Source organism: Pseudoalteromonas sp. T1lg75 (assembly GCF_002964705.1).
Classification (GTDB): domain Bacteria; phylum Pseudomonadota; class Gammaproteobacteria; order Enterobacterales; family Alteromonadaceae; genus Pseudoalteromonas.
In genome coordinates this window covers 102805-114344 of sequence record NZ_PQCD01000036.1, presented here as the reverse complement: position 1 = coordinate 114344, position 11540 = coordinate 102805, and the positions used below count along the sequence as shown (strand labels likewise).

The 11540-nt window shown below is 46.2% G+C and carries 6 protein-coding genes, 4 tRNA genes and 1 rRNA gene; 4 read left to right on the top strand and 7 right to left on the bottom strand.

From position 1 onward, the window contains the following. Positions 1–80, bottom strand: a 16S ribosomal RNA gene (locus tag C2M36_RS10100); the annotation flags it as partial. A gap of 638 nt (positions 81–718) precedes the next feature. Between C2M36_RS10100 and C2M36_RS10095 the strand changes: the two genes are divergently transcribed. Next, positions 719–2134, top strand: coding sequence for an alanine/glycine:cation symporter family protein (locus C2M36_RS10095; RefSeq protein WP_105254805.1), 1416 nt, complete (start codon positions 719–721; stop codon positions 2132–2134). 28 nt (positions 2135–2162) lie between these two features. Here C2M36_RS10095 and C2M36_RS10090 read toward each other — a convergent pair whose 3' ends face one another. Next, positions 2163–3788, bottom strand: a complete 1626-nt coding sequence (locus C2M36_RS10090) for a Na/Pi cotransporter family protein (RefSeq protein WP_199883038.1) — start codon at positions 3786–3788, stop codon at positions 2163–2165. A 144-nt stretch (positions 3789–3932) separates the two neighbouring features. Between C2M36_RS10090 and C2M36_RS10085 the strand changes: the two genes are divergently transcribed. Next, on the top strand, positions 3933–5243 hold the full coding sequence (locus tag C2M36_RS10085; RefSeq protein ID WP_325050541.1) for an NfeD family protein: 1311 nt from the start codon (positions 3933–3935) through the stop codon (positions 5241–5243). Between the two features lie 3 nt (positions 5244–5246). After that, entirely contained in the window at positions 5247–6023 is a 777-nt protein-coding gene (locus C2M36_RS10080; RefSeq protein ID WP_105190695.1) for a slipin family protein, read from the top strand. Between the two features lie 193 nt (positions 6024–6216). Here C2M36_RS10080 and C2M36_RS10075 read toward each other — a convergent pair. Together C2M36_RS10075 and C2M36_RS10070 are read right to left on the bottom strand one after the other, a co-directional pair. Beyond that, positions 6217–6290 (bottom strand) — tRNA-Cys (locus C2M36_RS10075). 36 nt (positions 6291–6326) lie between these two features. Continuing rightward, positions 6327–6402 (bottom strand) — tRNA-Gly (locus C2M36_RS10070). Between the two features lie 560 nt (positions 6403–6962). Here C2M36_RS10070 and C2M36_RS10065 point away from each other — a divergent pair. Next, a complete protein-coding gene (locus C2M36_RS10065) occupies positions 6963–8237 on the top strand; it encodes a DUF7507 domain-containing protein (RefSeq protein ID WP_105254802.1) in 1275 nt (424 codons plus the stop codon). A 73-nt stretch (positions 8238–8310) separates the two neighbouring features. Here the strand turns inward: C2M36_RS10065 and C2M36_RS10060 are convergent, their stop codons facing one another. The 3 genes from C2M36_RS10060 to C2M36_RS10050 form a co-directional block, all read right to left on the bottom strand. Next, positions 8311–10044: an Ig-like domain-containing protein gene (locus C2M36_RS10060; RefSeq protein ID WP_199774895.1), complete on the bottom strand. Its 1734-nt coding sequence runs from the start codon at positions 10042–10044 to the stop codon at positions 8311–8313. A gap of 1188 nt (positions 10045–11232) precedes the next feature. Then, a tRNA-Gly gene (locus C2M36_RS10055) sits at positions 11233–11308 on the bottom strand. Between the two features lie 105 nt (positions 11309–11413). Continuing rightward, positions 11414–11500: transfer RNA gene (locus C2M36_RS10050), tRNA-Leu, on the bottom strand. Positions 11501–11540: the final 40 nt, after the last annotated feature.

Below are 11540 nucleotides of genomic sequence, written 5' to 3'. Positions count from 1 at the left end.
TAGAAATGTTACCGCTCGACTTGCATGTGTTAGGCCTGCCGCCAGCGTTCAATCTGAGCCATGATCAAACTCTTCAATTAAAAGTTTTTTTGAATCCGAAGATTCTGCTCAATGAATACTGTGATGATATCTTTCGATATCGAATTGACTGTGCTGCAATAAATAAATTTATTGCTGTTGGTCACTCACTTTCCATTTAAGGAAAAAACATTGAGACTCTAAATTTGTTTGCGTCATCTAGCGAACTAGAATCTGCTGTTAGAACTCAACCTGTACGAGTGCCCACACAGATGATTGCTTCATATTTTTAAAGAACATTGCGACTCGTTGTCGCTGCGGCTTTCACCGCTTCAGGGCTGCGCATTCTACGCTTTCCTAATTTGTTGTCAACACTTAATTTTGAGAATGTTTTTACTTTTCAAAACTGAAGTTTTATTTGACTTCCTGAGTCGCTAGCGCCTCGCTATGCGTTGCTGCCTGCCGTCTCAGTGGGGTCGCATTATAGGGAGAAACGATTTCGACGCAACCCCTTTTTTAAAGAAAATAGTAAAAAGATTGCACCGCCCTATTTAGCTACACCCTACCCACCAGTTACTCACAATTTTCTGTGGATAACTAGCCCAATTAGCTATCTTCTATACTAAGGCACTAAAAGTTTGTTTAGCTATATGCTAGATTGCGCCTCACTTTTTATTACTCGTTCAAAGGTACACTTGTTATGACCGAAATCGCTAACACCATTAGCGGCCTTATTTGGGGGCATGTACTTATCTATTTGCTGATCGCAGCAGGTCTCTTTTTCACTCTTCGTTTAGGCTTCATCCAATTTCGTGACTTTGGGCACTCTTTTAAAGTAATGTTCGCCAGTCGTGAAGGAGCGAAAGGTGGTATTTCGTCATTCCAAGCATTTTGTACTTCGTTGGCTGCCCGTGTTGGTACCGGCAACATGGCCGGGGTGGCCGTTGCTCTATACCTAGGCGGCCCAGGCGCTATATTCTGGATGTGGCTTATCGCCCTAATAGGTATGGCGACCAGTTTTGCGGAAAGTACATTGGCTCAGGCCTACAAAATACAAGATGAGGAAGGTAACTTCCGTGGCGGCCCTGCTTATTATATGGAGCTTGGCCTAGGTAAGCGCTGGATGGGCGTATTATTTTCATTGTGCCTGATTTTGGCTTTCGGCCTGGTCTTTAATGCCGTACAGGCTAACTCAATTGCCGCCGCCTTTAACGTAGCCTTCGATATTCCTAAATATGCGGTTGGTATTGTCTTGGTGATTGGCTCAGGCTTTATCATCTTTGGCGGCCTAAAAACCATTGCCCGCTTTGCCGAAATCGTCGTGCCCTTTATGGCCATTGCCTATCTTCTGCTTGCTATATATATATGTGCTATTAACTCAGAACAGCTACCCGGCGTGTTTATGTTGATCATAGATCATGCCTTTGGTATCGAGCAGGCCGGTGCTGGCGCAATCGGCTATGGTGTTATGCAGGCCATGATTCAAGGCATTAAGCGCGGCCTGTTTTCTAACGAAGCCGGCATGGGTAGTGCCGCTAACGCTGCTGCGACCGCCACACCTAACCCACCCCACCCGGCATCGCAGGGGTATGTGCAAATGCTTGGTGTGTTTATCGATACCATAGTGATCTGTAGCGCCACCGCAGCACTGATTCTATTGTCCGGTCAGCTAGAACCAAATTCTGGCCTTACGGGAATCGCCTTAACGCAAGAAGCATTAGTGACTCACGTTGGTGAATGGGGCTCGACCTTTATCGCTATCGCCATCTTATTCTTTGCCTTTACCTCTATCGTTGCTAACTACTCTTATGCCGAGACCAACTTATTATTCTTAGAGCACAATCACCAAAAAGGCATGCTGATTTTCCGCTTATTGGTCTTAGCCATGGTGATGTTTGGCTCGCTTGGTGAGATCAAACTGGTATGGACGTTAGCCGATATTTCCATGGGTCTTATGGCTATCGTTAATGTCATCGCCCTGTTTATGCTTTCGGGTGTGGTAATTTGGTTGGCCAAGGATTATCGCCGCCAATTGAAAGCTGGACGCATACCGACATTTAATCGCACCGATCATAAGAAGCTGGACAAGGATTTGCCACCGGGTATGTGGGATTAATCATAAGAGGCCGCGTTTGCGGCCTCTTTTATTTAATTTCTTGCCACCGCTTTAGATGCAAACACACTCGCCGGATATGATAAACCATTTGTTGTAGGTGCCTGAACTCTTCTAAGTACTCCTCGGCCTCTGGCACCCTAAGACGACCGCCAGCAATATCATGCATGCGTTGTTTGCGTGCTGCTTCAAGTTGCCTGTCCACTTCTTCGCCTAATTGCTGCGCCTGCTGCCAAAGGCTTTGATTGTCGCCATCACTAATACTGTGAATCATTTCATAGAGGGCTAGGTCTACCTTAACAAGTATGTCGTTAAGCTGGCCGTCTCTTCCACTGCTGACCCGCATAGGCCTACCCCAAGGATCAACCCAAGACCCTTTCCCCCAACCCTTGCACCTCTCATGCAAACGCTGCATATGATCCAGAATATGGATCAGTTCCAGCAGTTGAGACCAACTCGGTTTGTCTTTTTGCTGTAAATGGATCAAATCAACATAGCCATGAGTTTCGTCCAATGCACTTTGAAGCTGAGGAAAAGAAGGCGAGTCATCATAGTCTCCCGGTTTAAGCACTGCGCGAAGATAAAAGAGTAGATCGTGGAACTGGCTGCATACACTGGCATAAACCGTCTTTAATGCCAGGTCGACATCTCGCAGCAGGGTATTATCCAAAGGCTCGGTGTACGAGTACCCGCGCTGTGGAACCAGAATCCGTAGTAAGTGTTCAAACTGATTGGTAAACGGCAGAACCAAGAATATTCCTAAGGTATTAAAGAAGGTGTGAAAGGCGACCAGGGCCAGCTGCGCCTGTGCCTCAATTGGTTGCCCAAAAAGCCATTGCCATATTTGTACAAAGGGGGTGATCAGCAGCAACGCCATTACCGCCGTTAAAAGGTTGTAGATGACATGGGAAAGCCCGGTTCGCCGCGATGACACCGACCCACCTAAGGTCGCTACCATAGCGGTCACCGTAGTGCCTACATCCATTCCTATTATTAAGGCCGCGGCTTGGTGAAAGTTGATACTGCCAGCATACAAAGCAGTGAGGCTTGCCGCTACCCCAGCACTAGAGGATTGGGTAACAAGGGTGATCGCTGCGCCAATTAGCAGCAATTGTATTCTGCCAAACCAGGTATCCGTACCAAAGGTCGCCGGTGTTAATACTTGCTCGAACCCGGAAAGCCCACTTTGCATCATCCCGATACCCACAAAGATCACGGAAAAGCCAGCCACCGCCATTGCCAGTGAGGCCCGCTTACCCTTTAAAAACAGCCTGGCTATCATCGCCAGCAGTAATAAAGGCAACATCAGACCGATGAGGTTAAGCTTGAAACCCACTAATACCACCAGCCAGCCGGTGATAGTCGTGCCCACATTAGCGCCAAAGATAATGCCCAAAGCTTCTTTAAAGGTTAACAGGCCGGCGGAGACAAAACCGACGGCGGCCACCGTGGTGGCACTCGAAGACTGAAGAATAGCCGTGCTGCAGGCGCCGGTGAGGGCACCGGATGCGGGACTACGTGTTAACGACATCAACGCATTACGGATCTGCTGACCGGCCAGTTGATACAGGGCATCGGTCATTATGGTCATACCCAATAAAAAAAGCCCCAATCCGCCTAGCGCTTCAAGGATGTGGTAGGTCTCGATCATCGTCATGGTTTGTCGACTCGCTAAGATTTACTGAACGCAGTCCCAGTATTGCTTTGAATATTAGTTGCAAATAACGCGGTGCTCCAACTAGGGCTATACTTTGACTAAATCATCAAGCTCATTTTGATCATGATACGAATTCTCGCCTTAGTGTTGCTGTTGACAACTTTTTACCCTATGGCACAAGAGCAAGCCCAACAGCAGCCAACAAACAGAGTCCAGGTGATCCGCATAGAGGGAGCTATTGGTCCCGCGGTGGCAGATTTTGTTGTCCGCCAAATCAATGAGGCCAATGCCTTAGCACAGCCCTTGCTGATGATCACCCTGGATACGCCTGGGGGGCTCAGTAGCAGCTTGCGGCAAATTAATCAGGCAGTACTAACCTCTTCGGTCCCCGTGGCTTGCCTGGTATATCCACAGGGTGCACGCGCGGCCAGTGCCGGCACTTACCTTTTGTACGCCTGCCATATTGCCGCCATGGCTCCGGCCACCACCTTAGGTGCCGCGACGCCGGTAAACATAGCGGCCCCTGGTCAAGGCCAACCGCAAGGTGAGCAAGAGCAAACACCCAGCGCCATGGACAAGAAAATGCTCAATGATGCCATTGCCTATATCCGCTCTTTGGCTCAGTTGCGTGGGCGTAACCCCGAGTGGGCCGAGCAAGCCGTTCGTGAAGCGGCTACTCTGACGGCAACGGAGGCCATGAAAGCAAATGTCATCACCCATCTCGCCGATTCACCCACCGATCTTTTGGCTCAGCTGGAAGGGTTTAGCATCAAAAGCGGTGAACAACAGACAAAGCTAACGCTGACTGGCGCTCAATTGCAGCCAGTCGAGCCGGATTGGCGCTTTGATTTTATTGCCACTATTACCGACCCAAACATTGCCTATATCTTAATGCTCATCGGTATCTACGGTCTTTTACTGGAGTTTTACAGCCCAGGCATCGGCGTCGCCGGTGTCGTAGGCGCCATCAGTCTCATCGTCGCACTCTATGCCTTTCAAATGTTACCCCTAAGTTTCTCCGGCCTGGCATTAATCGCGTTAGGTATTGCGTTAATGGTTGCCGAGTCGTTTGTGCCAAGTTTTGGCATATTTGGGTTAGGTGGCATTGTTGCTTTTGTTTTGGGTTCAATTTTCTTACTCGATACCCAAAGCCCCTACTTTCAGATTTCCATCCCTTTAATAGCCGGCGTAGCCTTCACCAGTGTCTTGGTGGTGATATTTTTACTCGGTTATTTATGGCGAAATCGAAATGTGGAAGTGGTTTTCGGTCAAGAAAGCATGGCTGGAAAAATAGCCATCGCCGAAAACGATTTTTGCGGCCAGGGTTTTGTGGATGTTGGCGGCGAGCGTTGGGCAGCACACAGTGATAGCCCTATAAAACAAGGTGATCAGGTCACCATAGAATCAGTTCAAGGCTTAACATTGCATGTTTCGCCATCCCCAGCCAAGGAGTAAGTCATGGAAATCCTATTAACGAATAGTCAGATATTCTCGAGCACCATTGTACTCTTGCTCATTTTAATCATCCTCAGTGCATTTCGTATCTTGCGTGAGTATGAGCGCGGCGTGATATTTTTGCTCGGGCGTTTTTACAAGGTAAAAGGGCCTGGCCTCATTATCGTCATTCCCTTTATCCAACAAATAGTCCGGGTGGATTTACGTACCGTAGTAATGGATGTGCCCAGCCAGGATGTAATAAGCCGGGATAATGTCTCGGTACGCGTCAACGCGGTGATCTACTTTCGCGTTATCGATCCGCAAAAAGCCATTATTAATGTGGAAAACTTTCTCCAAGCCACCTCTGAGCTGGCACAAACCACCTTGCGCTCAGTGCTGGGCCAACATGAACTCGATGAAATGCTGGCAAATCGCGACATGCTCAACGCCGATATCCAAGAAATTTTAGATGCGCGTACCGATGGTTGGGGGATCAAGGTTGCCAATGTCGAAATTAAACACGTAGACCTTAACGAAACCATGATTCGGGCCATTGCCAAACAAGCAGAAGCCGAACGAACACGTAGAGCGAAGGTGATTCATGCGTCTGGGGAAATGGAAGCCTCGGAAAAACTGGTTGAGGCCGCAGAAAAATTATCAAAAGAGCCAAATGCCATTTTATTAAGGTATTTACAAACCCTAACGGAAATTGCCGGCGAAAAAAATTCAACCATCGCCTTTCCATTACCCATGGAATTATTAAAGGGGCTATTTCAAAATAGAGAGGATAAAGAGTAATAGTAGATGGTCTATTGTGGCGTCGGATAAAAGGCCCAATAACAAGGCAAAAATTTCATTATGTAGTTGTTCTCGGCTTCTGCGCCGCTCTGCCACAGACATCCATGTAGGCGTACATATGTAATTTTTTAACGATCTAAGTGGGTTATTTAGCTCGAAAGAAAGAGCTGAACTTTAATAAAATTGGTATGAATGGAGGCGGAACCCGGAGTCGAACCGAGGTAGACGGATTTGCAATCCGCTGCATGGCCACTCTGCCATTCCGCCCTCTTGAGATGATTGTAGCAGCAGAACTAAGGAAGTTGGAGCGAGTAACGAGGTTCGAACTCGTGACCTCAACCTTGGCAAGGTTGCGCTCTACCAGCTGAGCTATACTCGCGTTCCATAATGAGAAAGCTTATCTGCTTTTCTAGATAAAGGTTGCGCCCTTACCTTCTTGCAGCTTAGCAAACTTCGCACTTCATAATGCGAGCGCCTTGTTCTAAATAAAGGAACGGTTCTCACATTATTACTGCTGTGTTCCCTAGGATGTTTCCGTGAGAACGGGCGTAGTCTAACGGATTCATGAATCTGGTCAACAATAAATTGTAACTTTTCTACCTGAGTGATTAAGAAGTGTTCCAAGCTACGTCCGCTCTGGGGTGTAACAGCGATGAACACAGTGTTACCTTAATACAAACCCATTAACCCCTCCTATAAATTATTGCCTATTCATAGAGTTAGCATAAAACTGCAAGGCAATGCCTATTAAAGTTGTAACGGACATGACACAGCTTCACAGCCGACCTCTCCAAAATAGAAATAATTTATAATAAATACAACGAGTTACCGATTGGCACGCTCTGTGCTCCTATACAGCCGAAGTCGAAGTATCACTACGTAACAACAAACACTGTGTATAGGGGCCGAAGTATGGTGTCCATACTCAAAGGAGGTTTTATGAAAACCAATATGAATTTATGGTGTGGCACAGGCGAGTTTAGTTGTGTCACCTCAACTATTAAGAAAATACTAGCTTTGTTCTTGGTGTTAGGTTTTGCCCTTAGCACGCAAAATGCGTTTGCCGCACACCCCGGCGCACCATCCGACAATGGGGTGCAGCCTATGTCTGTTGATGGCAACCCAACCTGTTCAGAATTATCAACGGGTATTGAAGGATTAATGGAGTTCCGAATCAATGATCCAGGTGAAGGGATGTTTGGCGATGGCGATATTATGGTAGACATAGATATACAGCCAGACAAAACATTCGATTGGACGGTTAGCGGCGGTGTAATTATCCAGTCCATCTTCGTTAAAGGTGGCCCAGGTGGCAACCTTTATGAATACTATAGCGATGGTGGTGCAATCACCACATCAGATGGTGGCCTGCATTCTCCGGTCAATCATAAAAATGGTAACTACTACGGTCTTAGCCATATTTCATTCTGCTACACCCCAGGTTTGCCAGAAATCACTCTTGTCAAAGACTGTACCTTTGGTGAAGTTGTTGGCGGCGATGCGCTTAGATACAACTACGAGCTAACCGTTACTAATACAGGCACCTTGCCTCTATGGGATGTTAAGGTCGTTGATACAACAGCCGAAGGCATTGATGGCGCTGGTAGCCATACAACTAACGTAGGCTATCTAGATGTCGATGGGTCACAGATTATTACCGGCTCCTTCGTCGTCAGTCAAAATGGTATTTTAAACCATGCTATGGCTACCGGTGCTACTGAGCCCGGCGGTCCAGTTGCAACAGAAGATATGGCCAGCTGGGAATGTCCAGAGCAAAATCTACTCGGCTCACTATCGCTTGAAAAAGACTGTGACGTGGTCGTAGTGCTCAATGGCTATGGCGATTATGGTCTACAGGTTAATTACAGTGGTGAAGTATGTAACACCTCTGAAATCACTATTAATGACGTCTTTGTTCAAGATAACAAAGATCCTAATCCGCACTTTATAGGCACACTAACCCCCATGGGCACTCCTGGAGCCTGCGCCGACTATGCAGGTAGTTATGTACCTGTACCCGGAGAAGGTGAACTAGGTGAAGGTACCCCTGGATTCTATGTAGGAGCCTTTACTGATATGGTGACTGCAACAGGTGTTCCAGTGTTTGGTGATCTATCACCTGTCATGCCTGCAGAAGCAGAGTGTACTCTATGCCCGCAATGCGTAGACATGGAAATGTGTCCTACACCCGCATCGGCCATAAATCTTGAATAGGCAAAGTTAAATCGAGATACCAAAAAGCCTGACTCGTAAGAGCCAGGCTTTTTTTTAATTTCAAACGTTATTACTACTTATTCTTACCTTTGCCAGGCCCACCGCTGTTACCACCGTCCGATTGTAGTCTGACAGAAACATAAGCCGTCGAGCGGGTATTACCATCGGTAATGGTGTAGCTAAAACTGTCGTTGTTTTTAAAACGTCGCCCTGGTGTATAACGCAAGGTACCGTCTGACAATAGCTCTACATTCCCTTTGCTAGGCTGTGTGATAGAGGTCACAGTAGCAGGAGCCTGCGCATCAACAATATCATTGGCCAGTACATCAATAACTACCGACACCTTTGCACTTAGGGCTACCATATCGTCAACCGCTACCACCGCTGGAGTGGTCGTTTCATCGGCCACCACGGTATAACGCACTGCCGTTGCAGCACTATATGCTGAATCAGCACCGTGTGTTGCTTTAATTGACAGCGAATAATCTTTTGCTGTGGCGTCTTGAGATGAAGTCACCGCGATAACAACTTGCCCAGACGCGCCCGGCGCTAAAGTTACCTGGTCGTTAGTTGCTTGCCAACCGAACGGCACCACAGTGCTGATATCGAAGCTGTTGCTGGCACAATCAGCGGAATCATTGTTGGTAATAGTCACCTGATACTGTACTTCTTTGCCCGCAAAAACCGTACTTCCTGTGATGGCCTGTGCATTGATGGAAGGCGCATTGATGGCACAACTCACTTTATCGTCGCCTGAATCGGAGCCGTTTAGGGTAACGGTCACCTCAGCCTGCGTACCATTTGCACTCTTGAGGCTGATCGTTGCACCCGAAAGAGGATCGGTATAAGTACCGCCAACCGGCATGGCTGGATCATACCAGTCATTCGAACCAGTAATCGCATAATATTCAGAGCCCATTTTAAAGTGAAGTAGATTGCTGCTGCGCTCATCACCTTCTAGCGCCGAGCGAATTACAATACCATCGGTCACATCACCACGATAGAAGACGTAAGAGCGCGCATCTAGAAAGTCGTCATAACCCACCGACTGGCGGTATTCAATATAAAACCAGCTCTTTTTACCCGTTGTTGGATCTATACCACGAGGCACCTTGATGGTCACAGGCTCATTACCTTGCGTTTCATAGTTAGTAATTGCATAAGTACCACTTTGAGTCACTTCAATGGTTTTAGCGGCATGGGCGCCTTCCAACCAACCTAATTGCTCTTTTTGGAAGGTGTTGATATAACCATTTGAGCCACCCATCACGTCATAGGTGTCACCATATTCACGTCGTGTACATTGGTCAGAAATTGGCTGTTCACCGCAATCTAGCGAACCAGAATGACGAAGCCCTAAGTTGTGCCCCAACTCATGAGCAATATTCATTGCAGAAAAGTTACCATTAATCCAAGCGCGTGAAGGCGTGCCTTGCATGGTTGCTGAGCCCGCGATACCACAAGCCGTCTTAGTCATCATATAAACGATACGATCATACTGATCTAATTGAATACCAGATGCGATGGCTTTTTGATCGGCGGCGTCACGCACGGCGCTTAAATCACAAACCTGATTGGAAACAGGCAGTGTATACCAGCCGACGACCTGACCTGAGAACCAGGTTTGGCCGAAAGAGTTCTCGCGATAGAAATCATCTACCGTGTCAAATACCAGGCTATTGGCTTCTGCTGCGCTCATTGGCTGTTCATTTGGGTTTTCTTTGAAGTTAAGCAACATCACAAGCGTATTTTGTTGCCCCAGAGCGCCTTGAGCAGCTAACGCAGGCTGAACACTTTGAAGATACATGAACAGTACCAGTAGAAAAGATAAACTCTTAAACATCCCTGCCTTAGTTATTTTAAGTTTTGCTGTCATCGCTACACCTGAAATAATTTATATAAATAATTGAAATCTCGTATAAAAGAGAATTCAAAAAACGGCAAAGGTAGTGAATTCAGACAATAAAAACCCTTGGCCCATATAAGTTGAACCAAAAACTGAATGCTTTTATTGAGCTGTTAAATCACAACCAGAATAAAAAAGGCGGCATAATAGCAAGGCAAAAGGTCAAAATTCAACCAAATTAAGGTGTAAAATTGAATAGATTTTCGCCAATGCAAATTAAGCTAGCCACATCAATTACTTAAATTTAAGACTCAAATCTATAACGAAAACTTTTCTTATAGTTATAAAGCGCACTCGCTTGAACTGCATGGCTGAAAATAAAATAAAAACAACCAAATCAAAAGCTTAAGAATAGAAAAGAAGCAAAAATATAATTAAACAGAGAATCGACACCAGGAGTTAAAACACCTTTTATCCCGTCAATGCTCATACTGTTTTTTAGTGTGATGGATAATAATGCAGCTAGCTGAATGCGAAATGACTAAATTATGTTCAAAAAATAACACTCTGACCTAGAAGAATTTTAAATTGAAAATAAAAGTTACTTGGTGAGGTTTTGCCAAAACACCGGGGCAATGAAGCGGCAATTGGCCAAGGTTTTGAGTCGCAGTAAACGCCCACACCTAGATACCTCGAAAAAGGCGAGACGCACCACCATTACCCCGAACTAATACCTCAGAGATTCTATAACCCGCGAGTCAATATCGGCTGATACACTAGGCTGGCAGTGGAAAAATACAATAGGTCCAGGGAGAGGATAACAGCAAGGCTCACCTTTAATATTTATTGTCACCGCAACAAATATTAAACCTCTATTAGGCGCCAATGACAGTAAAAACAAACAACGCCAAAGTAAGCATAGGGATAAAAGCATCAATGAGTCAGATGGTTACTAAATTCTGTTATCAAGATAATGGGTGAAATAAACGAAGGGAGTTCTAGTATAACTAAAAGCTGAGGCCGTTAGATTTAGTTACGCAGTAAACACTAGGGGTTTTATCAACTTTAGACAAATTAATCGTTCGACAATTTTATATGGCGTTTTTTATTATTTTATTGAGGGGGATTTGCTTATGAAGAAGAGGAAATTGGAGCGAGTAACGAGGTTCGAACTCGTGACCTCAACCTTGGCAAGGTTGCGCTCTACCAGCTGAGCTATACTCGCGTTCCATAGTGAGAATAATCTAACTGCTAAAAGTTTCAGGTTACGCCTTTACCTTCTTGCAGCTGAGCTATACTCGCAAAATCCGACAACACAAAAGTGTTAAAATGGTGCCCGGGGCCGGACTTGAACCGGCACGCTGTTACCAGCGAGGGATTTTAAATCCCTTGTGTCTACCAATTCCACCACCCGGGCGGATGGTCGACTCAAGAGCCATACATACGAAGCGGAGGAT

Bases quoted from the DNA above. Each gene is read 5' to 3' on its own strand.
- C2M36_RS10090 (WP_199883038.1), bottom strand. From the start codon at position 3,788: ATGACGATGATCGAGACCTACCACATCCTTGAAGCGCTAGGCGGATTG.
- C2M36_RS10095 (WP_105254805.1), top strand. From the start codon at position 719: ATGACCGAAATCGCTAACACCATTAGCGGCCTTATTTGGGGGCATGTA.
- C2M36_RS10065 (WP_105254802.1), top strand. From the start codon at position 6,963: ATGAAAACCAATATGAATTTATGGTGTGGCACAGGCGAGTTTAGTTGT.
- C2M36_RS10060 (WP_199774895.1), bottom strand. From the start codon at position 10,044: ATGTATCTTCAAAGTGTTCAGCCTGCGTTAGCTGCTCAAGGCGCTCTG.
- C2M36_RS10080 (WP_105190695.1), top strand. From the start codon at position 5,247: ATGGAAATCCTATTAACGAATAGTCAGATATTCTCGAGCACCATTGTA.